The organism is Stutzerimonas sp. C6.4V (assembly GCF_058536345.1).
In genome coordinates, this window is the sequence record NZ_JBZUBM010000001.1 from 1,256,534 (window position 1) to 1,277,674 (window position 21,141).

A 21,141-nucleotide genomic window follows, 5' to 3' on the forward strand; every position below is an offset into this window, starting at 1 on the left:
TGGGGCGGGCATGGACGAAGGGTCGCATGGCCCACCGCCCTGCAACCTATCTACATACAAGGGAGATTTCCCGTGCCCATCGCAAGACTCGCTGACTGCGAACTGAATTACCGTCTCGAAGGGCCTGTCGATGCGCCGCTGTTGCTGCTGTCGAACTCGCTGGGGACCACGCTCGAAATGTGGGACGCCCAGGTGCCGGCATTCAGTGAGCATTTTCGTGTGCTGCGCTACGACACCCGAGGGCATGGCGGGTCGTCCGTCACGCCCGGCCCGTATTCCATCGATCAGCTCGGGCGCGACGTGCTGGCGTTGGTGGATTCGCTCGGCATCGACCGCTTTGCCTTCTGCGGGCTGTCCATGGGGGGCTTGATCGGCCAGTGGCTGGGCATCAATGCAGGCGAACGATTGACCCGTCTGGTGATCTGCAACACCGGTGCGAAGATCGGCACAGACGAGACCTGGAATGAGCGCATCGATACCGTGCTCAAAGGCGGCGAGCAGGCAATGCGTGACATGCGCGATGCGTCCATCTCTCGCTGGTTCACGCCGGATTTTGCCGAACGGCAGCCAGCCCAGGTCAACCGAATCACCCAGATGATCGCTGGCACCTCGCCACAGGGGTACGCGGCAAACTGTGCAGCCGTACGCGACGGTGACTTCCGCTCTCAACTCGGTGCTATCGGGGTGCCTACCTTGGTCGTTTGCGGCACGAAGGATCCGGTCACCACATCCGAGCATGGTCGTTTCATGCAGGCGCGCATTGCAGGGGCTGAGTTAGTAGAGTTCGAGGCAGCGCATCTGTCCAATGTAGAGGCCGGGGAGGCGTTCACTCGCTGCGTGCTGAAGTTCCTGCAAGGTTGAGGAACCTGTCTGGAAATGACCAGGCTGTACCGGCCTGCTTTCGACCCTGAGCCGCTGTTCCATCTGGTGTGTTGGCCATCCGCGATGTAGGCCAAGCGTCAGCCACGGCGCTGGTGTTGCCTCGATCTATATGTCGGCGGCCTCGGTACGCTCACGTCACCGTGAATCGCGCAAGCGGCACATGTGGCTCTCGGTTGCATGCCTGACGAAGCCGATGCCAAGCCATGGACGAGGAGGCGCTTCGCAGTTCGTTCTGCAGCCATCTAACCCCCCTGTTTTCTGGCGAAGGGCCGTCCAGCCTGCGATATGGGCATGCATTGACTCGACATACCCGATCGAATGCGGCTCAAAGCCCATGACCTTTAAAACAAAACACCCCGCAAGAGCGAAGCCCTTGCAGGGTGTGGGAATCACCTTGTTAGCCCGCCGCCAAACATTTCTACAGAGCCTGGAAGCGGGCCTACAAGTGCTTTGGCGTCAGACGGCAACCACATCGATCTTGGCCTTGGCCGCGGACTCGCGGAACTCGGCGATCTGATCGAAGCTCAGGTAGCGATAGACGTCAGCTGCCATGGTGTCGATCTGAGCGGCATAGACCATGTATTCCTCAACGGTCGGCAGGCGACCCAAAATCGAGGCCACGGAAGCCAGTTCAGCAGACGCCAGGTACACGTTTGTCGCATCACCGAGGCGGTTCGGGAAGTTACGAGTCGAAGTGGAGACCACAGTCGAGCCGGTTTCCACCCGGGCCTGGTTACCCATGCAGAGCGAGCAGCCCGGCATCTCCAGTCGCGCACCAGCACGGCTGTAGATGCCGTAGTAGCCTTCCTCGGTCAGCTGATGCTGGTCCATCTTGGTCGGCGGCGACAGCCACAGGCGAGTCGGCAGAGAGCCTTCAACCTTGTCGAGCAGCTTGCCGGCTGCGCGGAAGTGGCCGATGTTGGTCATGCACGAACCGATGAAGACTTCGTCGATCTTCTCGCCCTGAACGCTGGAAAGCAGGCGAGCATCGTCCGGGTCGTTAGGTGCGCAGAGAACAGGCTCGGTAACTTCGGACAGGTCGATTTCGATGATTTCGGCGTATTCGGCGTCAGCATCGGCAGCCAGCAGTTCCGGCTTGGCCAGCCAGGCTTCCATGGCCTGAGCGCGGCGCTCCAGCGTACGAGCATCACCGTAGCCTTCGCTGATCATCCAGCGCAGCAGGGTGATGTTCGACTGCAGGTACTCGGCGATTGCGGCTTCTGGCAGCTTGATGGTGCAGCCCGCTGCAGAGCGTTCTGCGGAGGCATCCGACAATTCGAAGGCTTGTTCGACGGTCAGGTCGTTCAGGCCTTCGATCTCGAGAATACGTCCGGAGAAGATGTTCTTCTTGCCCTTCTTCTCGACGGTCAGCAGGCCTTTCTGGATGGCGTAGTAGGGGATCGCATGGACCAGATCGCGCAGGGTGATGCCAGGCTGCATCTTGCCCTTGAAGCGAACCAGCACCGACTCCGGCATGTCCAGCGGCATTACGCCGGTAGCGGCGGCAAAGGCGACCAGGCCGGAACCAGCCGGGAAGGAGATGCCCATCGGGAAACGGGTGTGCGAGTCACCACCAGTACCCACGGTGTCCGGCAACAGCATACGGTTCAGCCAGCTGTGGATGATGCCGTCACCCGGACGCAGGGAAACACCGCCGCGGGTCATGATGAAGTCCGGCAGGGTGTGGTGGGTGGTAACGTCAATCGGCTTTGGATAGGCAGCGGTGTGGCAGAAGGACTGCATGACCAGGTCAGCCGAAAAGCCCAGGCAAGCCAGGTCTTTCAGCTCGTCGCGGGTCATCGGGCCAGTGGTGTCCTGGGAGCCAACGGTGGTCATCTTCGGTTCGCAGTAGGTGCCTGGGCGAACGCCTTTGCCTTCTGGCAGACCGCAGGCACGACCCACCATCTTCTGCGCCAGGGTGTAGCCCTTGTTGCTCTCGGCCGGGGCTTCCGGCTTCTTGAACAGGTCCGACGGGCCCATGCCCAGTTCGGCACGTGCTTTTTCGGTGAGGCCGCGACCGATGATCAGCGGGATACGGCCGCCAGCGCGGACTTCGTCGAGCAGGACGTCGGTTTTCAGCTGGAAGGTGGTTACCAGCTCATCGCTGCCATGACGACGCACTTCACCCTTGTACGGGTACACGTCGATCACGTCGCCCATCGCCAGGTCGGAGCAGTCGAACTCGATCGGCAGTGCGCCGGCGTCTTCCATGGTGTTGTAGAAGATCGGGGCGATCTTGGTGCCGAAACAGAAGCCGCCAGCGCGCTTGTTTGGCACGTTCGGGATGTCGTCGCCGAAGAACCAGAGGACCGAGTTGGTCGCGGACTTGCGTGAAGAACCAGTCCCTACCACGTCCCCGACGTAGGCAACCGGGAAGCCTTTGGTGGCCAGTTCTTCCATCTGCTTGAGCGGACCAACCGAGCCGGGAACGTCAGGGTTGATGCCGTCGCGAGCCATCTTCAGCATGGCCAGAGCATGCAGCGGGATGTCCGGGCGCGACCAGGCGTCAGGCGCGGGCGACAGGTCGTCGGTATTGGTTTCGCCAGGGACCTTGAAGACGGTCAGGGTGACTTTTTCGGCAACCGGGGCGCGGTTCTTGAACCACTCGCCTTCGGCCCAGGACTGCATGACGGCTTTGGCGTTGGCGTTGCCGGCCTTGGCTTTCTCCGCGACGTCGTGGAACGCATCGAACATCAGCAGGGTGTGCTTCAGCTGCTTTGCGGTGGTGTCGGAGAGTTCCGGATCGTCCAGCAGCTCGACCAGCGTGACGATGTTGTAACCGCCCTGCATGGTACCCAGCAGCTCGACGGCGTGTTGCTTGCTGATCAGCGGCGAAGTGGCTTCACCCTTGGCGACGGCGGCTAGGAAGCCGGCCTTGACATAGGCAGCTTCGTCCACGCCCGCCGGAACGCGGTTGGTGATCAGGTCAAGGAGAAATTGTTCTTCGCCAGCAGGCGGGTTCTTCAGAAGTTCGACCAGGCCGGCAGTCTGCTCGGCGTTCAGCGGCTGGGGCACGACGCCCTGGGCGGCACGCTCTTCTACGTGTTTGCGATAGGCTTCAAGCACAGTTATATACCCTCATCATTGGTCCCTTGGGTGTCTCGGGACGCGCATCCGGAAGCTGTTTTCAAAGTTTTACGCCGGCGGAATATCGGATGCGCAGGAGAGAGGGATCTGCGCATCCGATGATGACCGGTCAACTGTGCTCGTGACGCTTTGAAAACAGCTTCGTGCGGATTGTGTCGCCTAAAACGGCCGGCTGATTCTACTGGAACGGACCCGCAAAGTTAAGTGAAACGCCAACCCTCGCCGATTGCGGCGCTATCCCTGATAAGCCGATCAAGGTGGTCACAGCCCCCGTTCGGCGGGCTTCGCAGCGTTCCTGGTATGCAGTTCCGATTGCTTCGTGACCGGGCTTGGACAAAAGTCTAAGATGCAGCGCCGTCCTTCGATCCGTCGCACGTCATGTCCAATCAGCGAATCAAAACTCCTTGTGTAGGCCTTTGCTCTACTGTCTACGGCGACCTGGTGTGCCGCGGCTGCAAGCGCTTCCACCATGAGGTCGTGAACTGGAATGCCTATGGTGAGGAAGGCAAGCGCTCGGTCTGGCATCGTCTGGAGATATTGCTTGCACAGGTGATGGCCGCGAAGCTGGAAGTGTTCGATGCATCGCTTCTGCGTCGCCAGCTGGAGAGCCGGCAGATCCGCTTTGTCCCTGACCAGTCGCCGTACTGCTGGGCCTACCAGCTGATCGCTCGCGGCGCTCGGGTTATCCAGCAGCTCGAAGCCTATGGCGTTGTGTTGCTTCCGGAATTTCGTGAGTGGCCCTTGCCGGAGCTTCGAGACGCCATCGACCGCGAGTTCTTTTTGCTGTCCGAAGCCCACTACCATCGCTATATCGCCCCTGGGTTTCCTGGCGATACGGCGACGTAGTTGATTCGATTACAGGTGTCCGCGTCAGCCCTGGCCTAGCGACGAGCGACGAGTTCTTCCAGATGGTCGATTATGTCAGCTGGCTTTAGCACCAGGACGTCGCTTTCCAGAGTATCGAGCACAACCTCCGCAGTATTGCCCATCAACGCCCCTGAAAAGCCGGTGCGGGCTACCGTGCCGATGACGGTAACGACGGCCTGAAGCTGATGGCAGACGCGGGGGATAAGCGCGTCTGCAGGGCCTTCTTCGATGTGCAATTGACCATCGGCAATGTCGTATTCGGCCTGGAATTGCTTGCAGGCCGCACGGTAGCGCGCTTCGATGGTTTCCTTGAGCTGGAAGGCAGGATCGGCCGCCGAAAGCATTGCCGATGGGTGGGCACTGATGACATGCAGATTGCCTTCTGCAAGCGCGGCGATCTGGTAGCCATGGTTGATGATGCTCGAGTGAAGCGTGCGGTGCTCGATATCGGCATTACCCACATCCACAGCGGCGAGTATGTTGCCACCGGTCCACGGTGCTTCGGTCTTGACCATCAGCACCGGGCATGGGCAATAGCGCATCAGCTTCCAGTCATCGGGTGTGAGCAGGGCGCGCTTGAGGGGATTGTCCGCAATGTGCTGCTTGATCACCAGGCCGCAACCTTCGGCTTGCTGGACCGTAATGATCGTCTGGTGCTGGTTGCCATGCCAGGCTTGCTGGGTACTGACCTGGTACCCCTGGCTTTGGAGCTCTGCCTGCATGTCGGCTAGATAGCTGCCGTGGTCCTGTCGGGTGTCGCAGATCAGCAGATGCAGCTCCGACCGGCTGACGCTGGAGATGAGTCGTGCCCGTTTGAGGGCCAGGTTTTCCGGAAGCTTCGGGTCAATAACCACGAGGATGCGGCGTATGGCTTGCATGATCGGCACCATTTCCAATTCGAGTGAACTGACTATAGACAATGCAAGCGTGCCGGCAGCTGATTCAGGTCAAGCAAGACTGGCCGTCCTCCGCCTGCCTCGTATAATGCAGCCGCCGCACTTCAGGTGAATTGCTGCACTCACCCCCCATTCGTGAATTACCAGACCTCGCCATGCTTCCCGAACTTAACGAATTTCTTGGTTGCGCCACACCCAGCGGGTGGGTCGACGTCGCGCTGCGTAACCAGGATGTGATGCTCATCGACCACGGCAATTGTGAAAAGAAGGCGGCCGGTGCCGCTTTCCAGCTGATGTTTCGCTACATCGATCTGCCGGATCTTCAGAACAAGATGTCTCGTCTGGCTCGCGAAGAGCTGAGGCATTTCGAGCAGGTGCTGTCTATCATCCGCAAGCGTGGCATTGCCCTGCGTAATGTGGGCTCGTCCCGCTATGCCGCTGGGTTGCGAGAGCTGGTGCGTAATCATGAACCCTACCGACTGACCGATACGCTGGTCATCGGTGCCTTCATAGAGGCGCGCTCCTGCGAGCGGTTTGCGATGCTAGTGCCGCATCTGGATGAGGAGCTGGGCAAGTTCTACCACGGCTTGCTCAAGTCCGAAGCGAGGCACTTTCAGGATTACCTGAAGCTGGCGTACATCTATGGCGATGCCGCCGATATCGACGCAACCATCGTGCGGGTGCGCGCGCGCGAGCAAGAGCTGATCGAAAGCGCAGATACCGAATTCCGCTTCCACAGCGGCGTGCCGATCGCTGCGTGACCGCTCAGGTCAGTTCAAACGGCTTTTGCTGCATGCCTGATTCGTCTATCTGAAGCGCCCACCCTTGGCGATCCCAGTCTCCGAGCACGATGCGCCTGGCGGGCTGGCCGCCGACCTGTAGCTCATGAAAGGCGGGGCGGTGGGTATGTCCGTGGATCAGCGTCCGAACCTGATAACGCTGCATGATCCTGACGACCTCATCAGGGGTGACGTCGACAATGTCACTGGCTTTCAGGCGTGTTTCTTTCTTGCTGCTTGTTCGAAGTTTGCTGGCCAACTGCTTGCGTTTGGTGAGCGGCAGGTGGTGCAGGATGAACATGCTGACCGGATTGCGTAGCCATCGGCGCATGCGCATATAACCCTTATCGCGGGTGCAGAGGCTGTCGCCATGCATCAGCAGCGCCGGCTCAGCGGCAAGCTGCAGGACGTGCGGATCGGCCAGCAAGGTACAGCCGGCTTCCAGGCAGAACGCCGGGCCGATCATGAAATCCCGGTTGCCATGCATCAGATAGATATGCGTGCCGCGCTCGCTCACCGCCTTGAGCGCCCGGGCGATCTGATGCTGGAACGGCGTCATCCCATCGTCGCCCACCCAGACCTCGAAAAAATCTCCAAGGATATACAGCGAGTGTGCGCAGCTGGCTCTCGTCTCGAGAAAACGCAGAAACGCCCGGGTGATGTCCGGGCGTTCTTCTTCGAGGTGCAGATCGGAAATCAGCAGGATCAACGAAACTTACTCGACGATTTCGGCTTTCTCGATGATTACATCCTCCACCGGCACGTCCTGGTGACCGGACTTCATGGTGGTGGGCACGCTCTTGATCTTTTCGACCACATCCATGCCTTCGGTCACTTCTCCGAACACGGCGTAGCCCCAGCCCTGGACGGTCGGCGCGGTGTGGTCGAGAAAATCGTTGTCCTTGACGTTGATGAAGAACTGCGCTGAAGCCGAATGCGGCTCCATGGTCCGGGCCATGGCCAATGTTCCGGTCTTGTTGGAAAGCCCGTTGTTGGCTTCGTTCTTGATCTGGCCACGGGTAGCTTTCTGCTTCATTCCCGGTTCGAAACCGCCACCCTGGATCATGAAGTTGCCGATCACGCGGTGAAATATGGTGCCGTCGTAATGGCCGTTTTTCACATACTCCTTGAAGTTGGCCACGGTTTCGGGCGCTTTGTCCTCGAAAAGGTTGACGGTGATGACGCCATGATTGGTGTGCAGTTTGATCATTGGAAACCTTCCTGAAATGGATAGGGTGAACCGTGCCTTGTAACAGGGTGGCGCGGCAACGGAATGGACCACGGCGGCAGAGCGATACGGCGGGCGCTTTGCTCTGTCAGGGGGTTGACGGGTCCGCTATGATAGGCGCTTTGATTTGGCGGGCCTACCCTGGGGCACGCCCTCACAGATCGTTAAGGACACCATGAGCAAGCCTGAGACTACCGCAGCCACCAATTTTCTCCGCCCGATTGTCCAGGCTGACCTGGACTCCGGCAAGCATGCCAAGATCGTCACGCGCTTCCCGCCCGAGCCCAATGGCTACCTGCACATAGGCCATGCCAAGTCGATCTGCCTGAATTTTGGGTTGGCCAAGGAGTTCGGGGGCGAGTGCAATCTGCGCTTCGACGACACCAATCCGGCCAAGGAAGACCAGGAATACATCGATGCGATCAAGAGCGATGTTCAGTGGCTCGGTTTTCAATGGGCGGGCAAAGAACGTTACGCGTCCAACTATTTTGGTCAATTGCATGACTGGGCTGTCGAGCTGATCAAGGCTGGCAAGGCCTATGTTTGCGATCTGACACCCGAACAGGCCCGGGAATACCGCGGCAGCCTGACCGAACCAGGCAAGAACAGCCCGTTCCGGGATCGCCCGGTCGATGAGAACCTTGACCTGTTTGCACGCATGAAGTCCGGAGAGTTTCCGGATGGTGCTCGTGCGCTGCGAGCCAAGATCGACATGGCTTCACCGAACATGAACCTGCGTGATCCGATCCTGTATCGCATTCGTCATGCTCATCACCACCAGACCGGCAACGACTGGTGCATTTACCCCAGCTACGATTTCACTCATGGCCAGTCCGATGCCCTCGAAGGGGTGACTCACTCCATCTGCACGCTGGAATTCGAGGACCACCGCCCGCTCTACGAATGGTTTCTGGAGAATCTGCCGGTTCCGGCCCGTCCGCGGCAGTACGAATTTGCCCGGCTCAACCTGAACTACACAATCACCAGCAAACGCAAGCTCAAGCAGCTGGTGGACGAAAAACACGTCAGCGGCTGGGACGATCCGCGCATGTCGACCTTGAGCGGCTACCGGCGTCGGGGTTATACGCCTTCCTCGATTCGTGCCTTCTGCGACATGATCGGGGTCAACCGTGCCGGTGGCGTGGTAGATGTTGGGATGCTCGAGTTTGCCATCCGCGAAGACCTGGACGCCAATGCGCCACGTGCGATGTGCGTGCTCAAGCCGTTGAAGGTGGTGATTACCAACTATCCGGAAGGTCAGGTGGAGAATCTGGAGCTGCCTCGTCATCCAAAGCAGGACATGGGTGTGCGTCAGCTGCCGTTCTCCCGGGAGATCTATATCGACGCAGGTGATTACGAAGAAAGCCCGCCGAAGGGCTTCAAGCGTCTGGAGCCCAATGGTGAGGTGCGCCTGCGCGGAAGCTACGTGATCCGTGCCGACGAGGCGATCAAGGATGCAGAGGGCAATGTGACCGAACTGCGCTGCTCCTACGATCCCGACACGCTTGGCAAGAATCCCGAAGGCCGAAAGGTCAAGGGCGTGATCCACTGGGTGCCGGCCGAGAAGAGTATCGAGTGTGAGGTGCGCCTGTACGATCGGCTGTTCCGTTCGGCCAATCCCGAGAAGGACGAGGAGGGCGGCAGCTTTCTGGACAACATCAACCCCGACTCGCTGGTGGTGCTCCAGGGGTGCCGCGCCGAACCTTCTCTGGCAAGTGTCGAAGCGGAGGACCGTTTCCAGTTCGAGCGTGAGGGCTACTTCTGTGTCGATCGCATGGACAGCAAGCCCGGCGCACCGGTATTCAACCGCACTGTGACCTTGCGCGACTCCTGGGGGCAATGAGCGATTGCAAATGCCTGGCAATCAGGACGGATCTTCTCGCCACAGAGCGAGGCACCTGAACACCATGCCGTTTGAAAGTCGTTACTGAAGGACTACCGATGCTTTCGATTTATAACACCCTGAGCAAAGCCAAAGCGCCGCTCGTGCCCTTGCAGGGCAACCAGGTACGCATGTATGTCTGTGGCATGACGGTCTACGATTTCTGTCACATCGGCCATGCGCGGGTGATGGTGGCGTTCGATGTGGTGGCGCGCTGGCTGCGCAAGTGTGGTTATGAACTGACCTACGTCCGCAACATCACCGATATTGACGACAAGATCATTCGCCGCGCCCGGGACAACGGCGAATCGTTCGACGCCTTGACTGGCCGCATGATCGCCGCGATGCACGAAGACGAGGCTCGGCTCAATGTGCTGCGCCCTGATATCGAGCCACGGGCAACCGAGCACATCGCTGGCATGCACGGCATGATCCAGACGTTGATCGACAAGGGTTTCGCCTATGCCCCCGGCAATGGCGACGTTTACTACCGCGTGGGCCGATTTGCCGGCTATGGCAAGCTCTCGCGACGCAAGATCGAAGATCTGAAGATCGGGGCGCGAATCGAAGTCGACGAGGCGAAGGAAGATCCTCTGGATTTCGTGCTGTGGAAAGCGGCCAAGCCAGGCGAACCGAGCTGGGAGTCGCCCTGGGGTGCCGGACGGCCGGGCTGGCATATCGAATGCTCGGTCATGTCCACCTGTTGCCTGGGAGAAACCTTCGACATTCATGGCGGCGGGCCTGACCTGGTATTTCCGCATCACGAGAACGAGATTGCTCAAAGCGAGGCAGCTACCGGCAAGCAGTACGCCAACGCCTGGATGCATGCCGGCGCCGTGCGCGTCGACGGCGAGAAGATGTCCAAGTCGCTGGGCAACTTCTTTACCATCCGCGAGGTGCTGGAAAAGTATCAGCCGGAGGTTGTGCGCTATCTGTTGGTTTCCAGCCACTACCGCAGCCCGATCAACTACTCCGAAGAAAGCCTCAAGGAAGCCAAGGGCGCGCTTGACCGCTTCTACAACGGACTCAAGGGCCTGCCAACAGTCGCGTCGTCTGGTGGCGATGCCTTTGCTGAGCGGTTCGCTGCGGCCATGAATGATGACTTCAATTCACCCGAGGCCTGTGCCGTACTCTTCGAAATGGTGCGTGAGGTCAACCGGTTGCGTGAAGCGGATCTGCACGCGGCAGCCGGGTTGGCTGCACGCCTGAAGGAGCTGGCCGAGGTGTTGGGCGTGCTGCAGCTCGAGCCGGATGCTTTTCTTCAGTCCGATGCTCAAGGCAAGGTCGACGCGGCTGAGGTCGAAGCGCTTGTCAGCGCGCGCCTGCAGGCGCGCGCTGACAAGAACTGGGCGGAGTCGGACCGGATTCGTGACCAGCTCGCAGCGATGGGGGTCGTCTTGGAAGACAGTAAAGGCGGCACGACCTGGCGGTTGAGCGAATAACCGAGTGCAGCTGCTGAAGATCGCCTTGTGCGGCCTTTCGCTTTTAGGGCCGGCGCGCTTTGTGCCACCTCCAGACCGCTCCAAACGAGTCAACTCTCCGAGCTGCACAACCTTCGCATAGCCGCGCACAAGCGCTGGTCATGCCCGGCATGCATCATGTTGGATAAAGCCCTTCGTTACGCAGGCGCTTGTACAGGGTGTTGCGGCTGACGCCCAGTCGTCTGGCCAGGTGCGAAACGTTGCCACGACAGGCTTCTAGCTGATCACGCAACCCTTGTTTCGGCTCGAACGAAGGCGGGGCGGCCGGCCTTGGCGCCCTGAAGGGACGGTTGTCGTCACGGTCGTTTTCCAGGTCTCTGAAAAAGTCTTCCGGCAGGTGTTCTGGCCTGATCAGTTGATCGTCTGCCATGGCGAGTGCAACCTGCAGCACACTACTGAGCTGCCGTACGTTGCCAGGCCAGGGGTGGCGCTCGAACAGGCGTTGCACCTCGTTGCTCAACCCAGCCCACTGCTGCGGCTCGCGGTGCTGTTCCCAGATGCGCTGGAAGAGCAACTGCTTGTCAGCCCGGTCGTGCAACGGGGGTATTTCGGCACTGAAGCCACTAACGCGATAGAACAGATCCTGTCGGAAGCGCCCGGCTTCCACCTCATCGCGCAGCGACTTGTTTGTTGCACAGATCAGGCGGAAATCGACCGGGAATGGCTCGCCGCCACCGAGAGGCTGCACGCAGCGGTCCTGTAGTACACGCAACAGCCGCGCCTGCAACTTGGCCGGCATATCGCCTATTTCATCGAGAAACAGCACGCCTTTGTCTGCCTTGCGGATCAAGCCGGTGCTGCCTCTATGGTGAGCGCCGGTAAATGCGCCTTTTTCATAGCCAAACAGCTCCGACTCGATGAGCTCGCTTGGAATGGCTGCGCAGTTCACCGCAACCAGCGCCGCCGACGCGCGTGAACTGGCGGCATGCAACGCCTTTACCAGGTATTCCTTTCCCACACCGGTTTCGCCGTGGATCACCACCGGGATGTCCCTCTCCAGCATTCTTAGGGCCTGGCTGGTAATCTTCTCTACCTGCGGATCAAGCTGCTCATCCTTTGCAGACACAGCCGCCGGTTCGGTTGCGGGGCGAAAATCGCGCGCCCGAATGCGCGTGGTCCGAGGTTGCCCAACCGTGCCGTGAAACCTGTGCCGCCCCATTGCCCGCAGCAGGATTGGCTGGTTCTCGGGTTGGTTGATGAGCTGTAGCAGGGGCACGTCAAACAAGCTGTCGATGCGTGCGTGGCTCAACAGGATGCCGAGCAGGCTGTCAGCGCGACGATTCGCAGAGACGACCATCCCTGTTTCATCGAACATCACCAGGCCGGCCCATTGGCTATCGAGGTTGTCCTGACTGGTATTGAAGGTGAGCTGGAAGAAATCGTCCTGAAAGAGATCGACGATCAGTCGATTTTCCACCGACTGGCTCATCATCTTGACCATCCCCAGCGTATGGGAAGGCGGTAGATAGCTATCGCTCGACACATCGAGGACTGCGATCAGATTTCGTTGCGCATCGAAGATCGGCGAGGCCGCGCCGGACAGATATCGATTGGCTTTGAGGAAATGTTCGTCGCGCTGAATGTGCACTGCCTGCCTGCTGGCGAGTGCCGTACCAATGGCGTTGGTGCCGGTGTTGCGCTCCACCCAGCTTGCGCCGGGTAGGAAGCCCCTGCGCTGCACTGGCTCGACGAAGCGTCGATCTCCCCAAGATTCCAGCAACTGACCGCTGCTGTTGGCCAGCAGGATCAGGCAGTTCGAGTTAGCCAGAATGTTTTCGTAATAGGGCAGCACTTCCCTTTGGGTGGTCTGCACCAGGCTCCGCTGGCATTCAAGCATTGTGCTGAAGTCTTCCTCGTCGAGCTGATCGAAGCTCGGCAGGCTCGATGCGATCAATCCGTAGCGCTCACATCGGTGCCAGGATTCCTCGATGAGCGTCTGGTGCGTCATGGAACGGACGGGGTCGGCCATATAGCCCTCTGCAGGTGTTTTTATTGTTATCGCTGCTTTGATACGTGTCAGCGTCCTGTTCAGTCTTGTTCAGTTCTGCTCAGTGTCAATGTTCAGAAATGTTCATTTGGACGCTCCGGAATCTGCCTGAATCCTTCGTTCGTCGAGCTAGAGCGGTTCGTTGCTTATGGCATGAATCTCGCTGTATTGCTTCCCAGAACAATTCAAGGATGCGACATGTCCCTTGCGCTGGAACACGTCACCAAGGTGGCGGATGGTCAACTGCATATCGATGACATAAGCCTGAGCTTCGAGCCTGGCTCGTTCAACGTACTGATCGGCCGGACGCTGTCGGGGAAGACCTCGCTGATGCGGCTGATGGCAGGCCTGGACAAGCCAAGCAAGGGCCGGATCCTGATGCACGGCGAGGATGTGACCAGCATACCGGTGCGCAAGCGGAACGTTTCGATGGTGTACCAGCAGTTCATCAACTACCCGACCATGAGCGTCTTCGAAAATATCGCCTCGCCGCTGCGTCAGACGGGCGTGGGTCAGGCGGAAATAGAACGCAAGGTTCGCGAAACCGCTGAAATGCTGCACATCGAGGGCTTTCTGAATCGCCATCCCCTGGAGCTGTCCGGTGGACAGCAGCAGCGTACGGCCATGGCACGCGCTCTGGTTAAAGATGCCGACCTAGTCCTTTTCGACGAGCCGCTGGTCAACCTTGATTACAAACTGCGAGAAGAGCTTCGCCAGGAAATGCGCGAGCTGTTCAAGACGCGGCGCAGCATCGCTGTGTACGCAACCACCGAGCCGAACGAAGCCCTGGCCTTGGGTGGAACGGCCACGATTCTGCATGAGGGCCGGGCCATCCAGAGTGGTCCAACGTCAGAGGTGTATCACCGCCCCAGTCAGATGTTGAGCGCCGAGCTGTTTTCCGAACCGCCGATCAACCTGCTGCCAGGCAAGATCGCTGCCAGCGAAGTGAGCTTCCAGAACCGTATGCATTTTCCTTTGAATGCCGACCTGCGTGGGTTGGACGAGGGAAACTACTGTTTCGGCGTACGGCCCAGCCATATCGGTCTGGTGCCGTCCAACGATGATGATCTGGAAGTGTCCTGCACAGTTGAGCTAGCCGAAATCAGCGGTTCCGAAACCTTTCTGCATGTTCGCAACGAACATCTCAGCCTGGTGCTGCACCTGCAGGGCGTTCATGACTATCAGGTTGATTCGCCCATTCGCGTCTTCATCCCAACCCACAAGCTGTTCGTCTTCAACGCCTCCGGCCGCCTGGCCCAGGCCCCGGTGCGACAAGCCTGAGGACATCGCCATGGCAGAGATCCGTTTGCAGAACCTGGCCCACAGCTATAGCGCACAACCACAGAGCGCGGCTGACTATGCGATACGGGAGATGGACCATGTGTGGGAACAAGGTGGCGCCTACGCGCTGCTTGGGCCGTCGGGATGCGGCAAGTCGACCTTGCTCAATATCATTTCAGGTCTGCTCAGCCCGTCGGAAGGTGAGGTGCTGTTCGATTCGCGCAAGGTGAACAGGCTGTCACCCGAGCAGCGCAACATTGCACAGGTTTTCCAGTTTCCTGTCGTTTACGACACCATGACCGTCTTCGACAACCTTGCATTCCCGCTGCGCAACCAGGGCATCGCCGAAGTGCAGGTAAAGAGCAGGGTGCATGAGATCGCCGAGGTGCTCGACCTTCAACTGTTGCTCAAACGCAAGGCTCATAACCTGACGGCGGATGAAAAGCAGAAGGTGTCGATGGGGCGAGGGCTGGTGCGCGATGACGTCTCGGCGATTCTCTTCGATGAACCACTTACCGTCATCGACCCGCATCTTAAGTGGAAACTGAGACGTAAGCTCAAGCAGATCCACGAGCAATTCAACATCACCATGATCTACGTGACCCACGATCAGCTGGAGGCTTCGACGTTCGCCGACAAGATCGCCGTGATGCATGGTGGCCAAATCGTTCAGTTCGGCACTCCCCGGGAGCTGTTCGAGCGGCCGCAACATACCTTTGTCGGATTCTTCGTAGGCAGTCCCGGAATGAACCTGATGGATGTCCGCCTCCAGGGCGAACGCCTGATGTTCGGCGAGCAGCCCATCGCTCTGGCAGAAGCACTTGCCCGGCGCCTGCCATCGCTGCTCGGCAAACGCCTTCAGCTTGGTATTCGCCCGGAGTTCGTACAGGTCACGGACGAGACGGCTGGCGGTATGCGGGCCGAGGTTGTGAACATCGAGGACCTTGGCACTTACAAGATCTTGAGCGTTCGCCTGCAGGGCGCGCTGCTCAAGGCACGCCTTCCGGAAGACCACCAGGTGCCGCAGGGTCGGGCCTGGGTCACCTTTCCCGCGCAGTGGTTGATGCTTTATGCCGATGATCGACTGGTGGAGGCGTTGCCATGAACAAGGTGCACGACAACCGAGCCTGGTGGCTGGTGCTGCCGGTTTTTCTTCTTGTCGCCTTCAGTGCGATCCTGCCGATGATGACCGTGGTCAACTATTCGGTGCAGGACATTTTCGATTCGTCGACGCGCTTCTTCGTCGGCGCCGATTGGTATCGGCAGATCATCCACGATCCCCGCCTGCAGGATTCGCTGCTGCGCCAGTTCATCTTTTCCGGCTGCGTGTTGCTGATCGAGATCCCGTTGGGCATTGCTGTCGCGCTGACCATGCCGACTCGCGGGCGGTGGGCTTCGCTTTGCCTGATTGTCATGGCGATTCCCTTGCTCATCCCGTGGAACGTGGTCGGCACCATCTGGCAGATCTTCGGTCGCGCCGATATCGGGCTGCTGGGCTACGTACTCAATGAGCTGGGAGTCAGCTACAACTATGCGTCGAATACCCGGGATGCATGGGTGACAGTATTGGTGATGGATGTCTGGCACTGGACATCCCTGGTCGCTCTGCTGTGCTACTCGGGGCTGCGCGCGATCCCCGACGTCTACTATCAGGCAGCACGCATCGATCGGGCCTCGGCCTGGGCGGTGTTCCGCCATATTCAACTGCCCAAGCTGAAGAGCGTATTGCTGATCGCCATAATGTTGCGGTTCATGGACAGCTTCATGATCTACACCGAACCGTTTGTACTGACAGGCGGTGGTCCGGGCAATGCCACTACATTCCTCAGCCAGACCCTGACCAAGATGGCAGTCGGGCAATTCGATCTCGGGCCGGCCGCTGCGTTTTCGCTCATCTATTTCCTGATCATTCTGCTGGTGTCATGGCTGTTCTACACAGCGATGACCCATAGCGACCAGACGAAGTGAGGCCCGGTCCATGAACCTTCGCAAACGGGTTGTGCTGATCCTCTACCTCAGTTTTCTACTGGTACCGATCTACTGGCTGGTGAACATGTCATTCAAGAGCAACACCGAGATTCTCGGTGGTCTGACGCTCTGGCCAAACGCTTTTACCCTCGACAACTATCGCGTCATATTTACCGATCGCAGCTGGTACAGCGGCTACATCAACTCGCTGTACTACGTCTGCTTGAACACGGTGATCTCCTTGAGCGTGGCGCTGCCGGCCGCTTATGCCTTTTCGCGCTTCCGTTTCCTCGGCGACAGGCACCTGTTCTTCTGGCTGCTGACCAACCGCATGGCACCCCCTGCGGTATTTCTGCTGCCGTTTTTCCAGCTGTATTCCTCGATCGGCCTGTTTGACACTCACATCGCGGTAGCGCTTGCTCACTGCCTGTTCAACGTGCCGCTCGCGGTATGGATCCTTGAAGGCTTCATGTCCGGAGTGCCCAAGGAAATCGACGAAACGGCCTACATCGATGGCTATAGCTTTCCGAAATTCTTCATCAGGATCTTCATTCCCCTGATTGGCTCCGGCATCGGCGTTACTGCGTTCTTCTGCTTCATGTTTTCCTGGGTAGAGCTGCTGCTGGCGCGGACGCTGACCTCGGTGGATGCCAAACCCATCGTATCGGTGATGACCAGAACTGTATCGGCTTCCGGCATCGACTGGGGCGTTCTGGCCGCGGCTGGGGTTCTGACCATCCTGCCTGGGATGCTTGTCATCTGGTTTGTACGCAATCATGTCGCCAAGGGTTTCGCCCTGGGCCGGGTATAGGAGCGCTGTGATGAACTGGATGGCCTGGACCACCCCGACTGCCGCGTTCTTCGCCGCCATTGGCCTGATGCTGGCCGTCATGGGCGCCTGGGAGCTGAAACGCCCTTGCGTGCCCCGCAAAGGTTTTCTACCCCTCGTCACGACGCGGGGCGATCGGTTGTTCATCGGACTTCTGGGCAGCGCTTATTGGCATCTGTTGTTGATAGGCCTGACCGACTGGAGCATCTGGATAGCGTCCGCGCTGTCTCTCGTCTGGTTGTTTGCAGTGATGCGCTGGGGCTGAACCGTCTGGCTCAGCCTGAAAAAAACCCAAAGGAGGTGTGTATGTTCAACAACAAAAACAACACCCGACACGGCATGGCGCTCACGGCCCTGCTGACGTTGTCCGGATTGACCGGAGCGGCGTGGGCAGACGCTTATGAAGACGCGGCGAAGAAGTGGGTCGAGTCCGAGTTCAACCCGTCTACGCTCTCACCGGAGCGGCAAATGGAGGAGCTTCGCTGGTTTATTAAGGCTGCTGAACCGTTCCGGGGCATGGAAATCAACGTGGCGTCTGAAACCATCACCACGCACGAATATGAATCGAAAACCCTGGCAAGGGCGTTCAGCGAGATAACCGGCATACGCCTGCGTCATGACCTGATGCAAGAGGGTGATGTGGTCGAAAAATTGCAAACACAGATGCAGTCGGGGAAAAACATCTATGACGGTTACATCAACGATTCCGACCTGATCGGCACCCACTTTCGCTACGGCAAAGCGGTAGCGATCAGCGACATGATCAAAGGCGAGGCCAAGGATTACACGCTGCCCACGCTTGATCTTGATGACTTCATCGGCATCTCTTTTACGACCGGGCCGGACGGCAAGGTCTATCAGCTGCCCGTTCAGCAGTTCGCCAATCTCTATTGGTTCCGCGCCGACTGGTTCGAACGTCCCGAACTGAAGCAGCAATTCAAGGAGCGTTACGGTTACGAGCTTGGTGTTCCGGTGAATTGGTCCGCCTATGAGGACATTGCGGAGTTTTTCTCTAAACACGTTAAGGAAATCGACGGTAATCGCGTCTATGGGCACATGGACTACGGAAAGAAAGACCCATCCCTGGGATGGCGCTTCACAGATGCATGGTTTTCCATGGCGGGGGCAGGCGACAGGGGACTGCCAAACGGGCTGCCCGTCGATGAGTGGGGTATACGCGTCGAGGACTGTCACCCGGTAGGCTCGAGCGTATCCCGCGGCGGCGCCACCAATGGACCTGCCGCCGTTTTTGCAACGCAGAAATATGTCGACTGGATGCGCGAATACGCGCCGCCGGAAGCGCAGGGGATGACCTTTTCAGAATCGGGTCCGGTTCCAGCGCAGGGCAACATTGCCCAGCAGATCTTCTGGTATACCGCCTTCACGGCGGACATGACCAAGCCTGGCCTGCCGGTGGTCAACGAGGATGGCTCACCCAAGTGGCGGATGGCTCCTTCGCCAAAAGGACCATATTGGGAAGAAGGCATGAAGCTTGGCTATCAGGATGCAGGGGCCTGGACCTTTTTGAACTCGACACCTGAAAAGCGTCGTCTGGCCGCGTGGCTTTATGCGCAGTTCACCGTATCGAAGACTGTTTCGCTGAAAAAGACACTGGTGGGGCTGACGCCAATTCGTGAGTCGGATATCAACTCCGATGCAATGACCGAAGCAGCGCCGAAGCTTGGTGGGCTGGTCGAGTTCTATCGCAGTCCCGCGCGTGTGCAGTGGACGCCAACAGGAACAAACGTGCCAGACTATCCACGTCTTGCGCAGCTCTGGTGGCAATATATCGCAGAAGCAGCGAGCGGCGACAAGACGCCACAGGAAGCGCTCGATGGACTTGCTGAAGCCCAGGACTCGATGATGGCTCGGCTCGAGCGTGCCAATGTCCAGCCCCAGTGCGGGCCCAAACTAAATGAGCCGCAGGACCCGGAATACTGGCTGAGCCAGCCTGGTGCGCCGAAGCCCAAACTTGAAAACGAAAAGCCGAAGGGGCAGACGGTCAGCTACAACGAGCTCATCAAATCCTGGGAAAAGGAGAACTGATCACGGTCAGGACACTGATATCGAAAAATGAAAACGGCACCCGCAGGTGCCGTTCCCTAACTGCCTGGACTCAGGCGTGCAGATGCTCCGCAGCATGAAGTGTGTTTTCCAGCAGGCACGCACGGGTCATTGGGCCGACGCCGCCGGGGACTGGCGTAATCCAGCCAGCACGTTGCACGGCCGAATCGTACTCCACGTCCCCGACCAGCTTGCCGTCGGCCTGACGATTGATACCCACATCGATAACGATCGCACCTGGCTTGATCCATTCGCCTTTCACCAGGCCGGTGATGCCCGTGGCAACTACGATCAGGTCTGCGCGTCTGACGTGGTCGGCCAGGTCATTGGTAAACCGGTGCGTCACGGTTGTGGTGCAACCGGCAAGCAACAGTTCCAGTGCCATAGGCCGTCCAACGATATTCGAAGCGCCCACCACGACCGCATTCAGTCCATGCAGGTCGACCCCCGTGCTTTCTAAAAGCGCCATGATGCCTTTGGGCGTGCAGGGGCGGAGCAGGGGCATGCGCTGCGCCAGCCGACCGATGTTGTATGGGTGAAAGCCGTCCACATCCTTGTCTGGACGAATGCGTTCAAGCAGTTGCGAAGCATCGAGGTGCTTCGGCAGCGGCAGCTGAACCAGAATGCCGTCTATCTGCGGGTCGTCGTTCAACTGATCGATCAGCGCAAGTAGGTCCGCCTGACTGGTATCAGCCGACAGGTCGTGTGCCGTAGAGCGAAAGCCTACTTCTTCGCAGTCTTTGCGCTTGTGCGCCACATACACCTGGGAGGCCGGATCAGTCCCGACCAGAATGACTGCAAGACCAGGAACTCGTAGGCCCTGCTGGGACCGCTCAGCCACCCGGCCAGCAATGTGCTGACGGATATTGGCAGCGATCGTTTTACCGTCGATCAATTTTGCAGTCATGACGCTTGAACAACCATCGAGGGGATTGAAAAGGGACGCGCATTCTCGCATGGCCGCGACGCTCGGCAAAGGCGATGGTCGGCCAGTTCATGTAACTCCTTTACCAGGCTGAAATTTTTTCGGCTTTGCTGTTGACGGCTTGCGAGCGGCCCATTAAGATTCGCCCCGCTTGTCGAGCACAGCTTGCTGCTGGGTAAGGCGACTTTTGAAGGCCTTCCTTCGTTGGTCGGAGCTTGAAGTCTGCGCTCAAATAGAATGCAGATAAGAGCGCCCGTAGCTCAGTTGGATAGAGCATCCGCCTTCTAAGCGGATGGTCGCAGGTTCGAGTCCTGCCGGGTGCGCCACTTAGGGCTCTGGCACAAGCAAGGCAATATGGTGGGCGTAGCTCAGTTGGTAGAGCACAGGATTGTGGCTCCTGCGGTCGTGGGTTCGAACCCCATCGTCCACCCCATATTCCGAAACGCCAGGCACCGCCTGGCGTTTTCGTTTAGAAGTTTGCGGACGTGGTGAAATTGGTAGACACACCAGATTTAGGTTCTGGCGCCGCAAGGTGTGAGAGTTCGAGTCTCTCCGTCCGCACCATTACATGTTTCTTCCCGCCTCGGCGTGGTGGAATCCTTCAAGGCCCCGTAAAGGGGCCTTTTCGTATCTATTCTCAGCCATCAACGAGATACCTCGGCTCCTTCTTTGATTTAGGTCTCTCGACTGTGCTGCCTAGCGCCACGGCAAAGCACCTTGGAGTTGCCGTTCGTCTCAGTTCGACTACTGCAGCCCGAATGCTCGCATACCTGTAACCGATGTCAGATTGCTTGGCCTCGGTGCTCCTGGCTGCTTGCGTCAGCTGGCAGATAATGAGGGGCAGCAAGCCGTGACTGGAGCCGTTGCACGAAGGCTCGCGCCTCGGATTCGCTGCGAAATTTCACCTTGTTGCGATCCATGAGCACTTCCCACGCGTCTCCTTCGATCGACGATAGCGGTCGGACTTGAATATCCATGTTGCCTC

General features: G+C 58.8%; 18 protein-coding genes and 3 tRNA genes. 14 read left to right on the forward strand and 7 right to left on the reverse strand.

Going from position 1 to position 21,141, the window contains the following annotated elements:
* Positions 1-72 precede the first annotated feature (72 nt).
* On the forward strand, positions 73-861 hold the full coding sequence (gene pcaD, locus AC4LFW_RS06035) for a 3-oxoadipate enol-lactonase (protein ID WP_491818286.1): 789 nt from the start codon (positions 73-75) through the stop codon (positions 859-861).
* Positions 862-1,338: 477 nt separating this feature from the next.
* Here the strand turns inward: pcaD and acnB are convergent, their stop codons facing one another.
* Positions 1,339-3,948 carry a bifunctional aconitate hydratase 2/2-methylisocitrate dehydratase gene (gene acnB / locus AC4LFW_RS06040; protein ID WP_491818287.1) on the reverse strand — a complete coding sequence of 870 codons (2,610 nt, stop codon included), beginning with the start codon at positions 3,946-3,948 and terminating at the stop codon, positions 1,339-1,341.
* Positions 3,949-4,347: 399 nt separating this feature from the next.
* Between acnB and AC4LFW_RS06045 the strand changes: the two genes are divergently transcribed.
* Positions 4,348-4,815 (forward strand): DUF1289 domain-containing protein, encoded by a 468-nt coding sequence (locus AC4LFW_RS06045; RefSeq protein ID WP_491818288.1) that lies wholly within the window; start codon positions 4,348-4,350, stop codon positions 4,813-4,815.
* 35 nt (positions 4,816-4,850) lie between these two features.
* On the opposite strand, the gene AC4LFW_RS06050 is transcribed toward AC4LFW_RS06045, so the two are convergent.
* On the reverse strand, positions 4,851-5,714 hold the full coding sequence (locus AC4LFW_RS06050; protein ID WP_491818289.1) for a universal stress protein: 864 nt from the start codon (positions 5,712-5,714) through the stop codon (positions 4,851-4,853).
* A 173-nt stretch (positions 5,715-5,887) separates the two neighbouring features.
* On the opposite strand from AC4LFW_RS06050, the gene AC4LFW_RS06055 reads away from it, so the two are divergent.
* Complete coding sequence (locus tag AC4LFW_RS06055; protein WP_491818290.1) at positions 5,888-6,493, forward strand: MiaE family protein; 606 nt, start codon at positions 5,888-5,890, stop codon at positions 6,491-6,493.
* A 4-nt stretch (positions 6,494-6,497) separates the two neighbouring features.
* Here AC4LFW_RS06055 and lpxH read toward each other — a convergent pair whose 3' ends face one another.
* Both lpxH and AC4LFW_RS06065 read right to left on the reverse strand, forming a co-directional pair.
* The gene (gene lpxH / locus AC4LFW_RS06060; protein ID WP_491818291.1) at positions 6,498-7,220 is read right to left on the reverse strand and encodes a UDP-2,3-diacylglucosamine diphosphatase; all 723 of its coding nucleotides are present in this window, start codon (positions 7,218-7,220) and stop codon (positions 6,498-6,500) included.
* 6 nt (positions 7,221-7,226) lie between these two features.
* Positions 7,227-7,721, reverse strand: a complete 495-nt coding sequence (locus AC4LFW_RS06065) for a peptidylprolyl isomerase (RefSeq protein WP_491818292.1) — start codon at positions 7,719-7,721, stop codon at positions 7,227-7,229.
* A 193-nt stretch (positions 7,722-7,914) separates the two neighbouring features.
* Here AC4LFW_RS06065 and AC4LFW_RS06070 point away from each other — a divergent pair, with 193 nt between their 5' ends.
* Together AC4LFW_RS06070 and cysS are read left to right on the forward strand one after the other, a co-directional pair.
* Complete coding sequence (locus AC4LFW_RS06070; protein WP_491818293.1) at positions 7,915-9,582, forward strand: glutamine--tRNA ligase/YqeY domain fusion protein; 1,668 nt, start codon at positions 7,915-7,917, stop codon at positions 9,580-9,582.
* A 98-nt stretch (positions 9,583-9,680) separates the two neighbouring features.
* A complete protein-coding gene (cysS, locus tag AC4LFW_RS06075; protein ID WP_491818294.1) occupies positions 9,681-11,063 on the forward strand; it encodes a cysteine--tRNA ligase in 1,383 nt (460 codons plus the stop codon).
* A gap of 154 nt (positions 11,064-11,217) precedes the next feature.
* Here the strand turns inward: cysS and AC4LFW_RS06080 are convergent, their stop codons facing one another.
* Positions 11,218-13,071, reverse strand: a complete 1,854-nt coding sequence (locus AC4LFW_RS06080) for a sigma-54-dependent Fis family transcriptional regulator (RefSeq protein ID WP_491818295.1) — start codon at positions 13,069-13,071, stop codon at positions 11,218-11,220.
* A 216-nt stretch (positions 13,072-13,287) separates the two neighbouring features.
* Here AC4LFW_RS06080 and AC4LFW_RS06085 point away from each other — a divergent pair, with 216 nt between their 5' ends.
* From AC4LFW_RS06085 to AC4LFW_RS06110, 6 genes are read left to right on the forward strand one after another with little or no spacing between them, the layout of a single operon-like run.
* A complete protein-coding gene (locus AC4LFW_RS06085) occupies positions 13,288-14,370 on the forward strand; it encodes an ABC transporter ATP-binding protein (RefSeq protein WP_491818296.1) in 1,083 nt (360 codons plus the stop codon).
* 10 nt (positions 14,371-14,380) lie between these two features.
* On the forward strand, positions 14,381-15,475 hold the full coding sequence (locus AC4LFW_RS06090; RefSeq protein WP_491818297.1) for an ABC transporter ATP-binding protein: 1,095 nt from the start codon (positions 14,381-14,383) through the stop codon (positions 15,473-15,475).
* A complete protein-coding gene (locus tag AC4LFW_RS06095; RefSeq protein WP_491818298.1) occupies positions 15,472-16,338 on the forward strand; it encodes a carbohydrate ABC transporter permease in 867 nt (288 codons plus the stop codon). The genes AC4LFW_RS06090 and AC4LFW_RS06095 overlap by 4 nt, the downstream gene beginning before the upstream one ends.
* Before the next feature lie 10 nt (positions 16,339-16,348).
* Positions 16,349-17,149, forward strand: a complete 801-nt coding sequence (locus tag AC4LFW_RS06100; protein WP_491818299.1) for a carbohydrate ABC transporter permease — start codon at positions 16,349-16,351, stop codon at positions 17,147-17,149.
* A 10-nt stretch (positions 17,150-17,159) separates the two neighbouring features.
* The gene (locus AC4LFW_RS06105; protein WP_491818300.1) at positions 17,160-17,432 is read left to right on the forward strand and encodes a DUF2160 domain-containing protein; all 273 of its coding nucleotides are present in this window, start codon (positions 17,160-17,162) and stop codon (positions 17,430-17,432) included.
* A 41-nt stretch (positions 17,433-17,473) separates the two neighbouring features.
* Positions 17,474-19,213, forward strand: coding sequence for an ABC transporter substrate-binding protein (locus tag AC4LFW_RS06110; protein ID WP_491818301.1), 1,740 nt, complete (start codon positions 17,474-17,476; stop codon positions 19,211-19,213).
* Between the two features lie 70 nt (positions 19,214-19,283).
* On the opposite strand, the gene folD is transcribed toward AC4LFW_RS06110, so the two are convergent.
* Positions 19,284-20,138: a bifunctional methylenetetrahydrofolate dehydrogenase/methenyltetrahydrofolate cyclohydrolase FolD gene (gene folD, locus AC4LFW_RS06115; protein ID WP_491818302.1), complete on the reverse strand. Its 855-nt coding sequence runs from the start codon at positions 20,136-20,138 to the stop codon at positions 19,284-19,286.
* 267 nt (positions 20,139-20,405) lie between these two features.
* Between folD and AC4LFW_RS06120 the strand changes: the two genes are divergently transcribed.
* The 3 genes from AC4LFW_RS06120 to AC4LFW_RS06130 all read left to right on the forward strand — a co-directional run bounded on the left by AC4LFW_RS06120 (position 20,406) and on the right by AC4LFW_RS06130 (position 20,720).
* Positions 20,406-20,482: transfer RNA gene (locus tag AC4LFW_RS06120), tRNA-Arg, on the forward strand.
* A gap of 31 nt (positions 20,483-20,513) precedes the next feature.
* Positions 20,514-20,589, forward strand: a tRNA-His gene (locus AC4LFW_RS06125).
* 46 nt (positions 20,590-20,635) lie between these two features.
* Positions 20,636-20,720: transfer RNA gene (locus AC4LFW_RS06130), tRNA-Leu, on the forward strand.
* A gap of 218 nt (positions 20,721-20,938) precedes the next feature.
* On the opposite strand, the gene AC4LFW_RS06135 is transcribed toward AC4LFW_RS06130, so the two are convergent.
* Positions 20,939-21,133, reverse strand: coding sequence for a hypothetical protein (locus AC4LFW_RS06135; RefSeq protein ID WP_491818303.1), 195 nt, complete (start codon positions 21,131-21,133; stop codon positions 20,939-20,941).
* Positions 21,134-21,141: the final 8 nt, after the last annotated feature.

Coding starts and splice junctions, on each gene's coding strand:
- AC4LFW_RS06135 (WP_491818303.1), bottom strand. CDS start 21,133: ATGGATATTCAAGTCCGACCGCTATCGTCGATCGAAGGAGACGCGTGG.
- folD (WP_491818302.1), bottom strand. CDS start 20,138: ATGACTGCAAAATTGATCGACGGTAAAACGATCGCTGCCAATATCCGT.
- AC4LFW_RS06080 (WP_491818295.1), bottom strand. CDS start 13,071: ATGGCCGACCCCGTCCGTTCCATGACGCACCAGACGCTCATCGAGGAA.
- AC4LFW_RS06070 (WP_491818293.1), top strand. CDS start 7,915: ATGAGCAAGCCTGAGACTACCGCAGCCACCAATTTTCTCCGCCCGATT.
- AC4LFW_RS06110 (WP_491818301.1), top strand. CDS start 17,474: ATGTTCAACAACAAAAACAACACCCGACACGGCATGGCGCTCACGGCC.
- AC4LFW_RS06095 (WP_491818298.1), top strand. CDS start 15,472: ATGAACAAGGTGCACGACAACCGAGCCTGGTGGCTGGTGCTGCCGGTT.
- AC4LFW_RS06085 (WP_491818296.1), top strand. CDS start 13,288: ATGTCCCTTGCGCTGGAACACGTCACCAAGGTGGCGGATGGTCAACTG.
- AC4LFW_RS06050 (WP_491818289.1), bottom strand. CDS start 5,714: ATGCAAGCCATACGCCGCATCCTCGTGGTTATTGACCCGAAGCTTCCG.
- AC4LFW_RS06065 (WP_491818292.1), bottom strand. CDS start 7,721: ATGATCAAACTGCACACCAATCATGGCGTCATCACCGTCAACCTTTTC.
- AC4LFW_RS06105 (WP_491818300.1), top strand. CDS start 17,160: ATGAACTGGATGGCCTGGACCACCCCGACTGCCGCGTTCTTCGCCGCC.
- AC4LFW_RS06045 (WP_491818288.1), top strand. CDS start 4,348: ATGTCCAATCAGCGAATCAAAACTCCTTGTGTAGGCCTTTGCTCTACT.
- AC4LFW_RS06090 (WP_491818297.1), top strand. CDS start 14,381: ATGGCAGAGATCCGTTTGCAGAACCTGGCCCACAGCTATAGCGCACAA.
- AC4LFW_RS06100 (WP_491818299.1), top strand. CDS start 16,349: ATGAACCTTCGCAAACGGGTTGTGCTGATCCTCTACCTCAGTTTTCTA.
- AC4LFW_RS06055 (WP_491818290.1), top strand. CDS start 5,888: ATGCTTCCCGAACTTAACGAATTTCTTGGTTGCGCCACACCCAGCGGG.
- cysS (WP_491818294.1), top strand. CDS start 9,681: ATGCTTTCGATTTATAACACCCTGAGCAAAGCCAAAGCGCCGCTCGTG.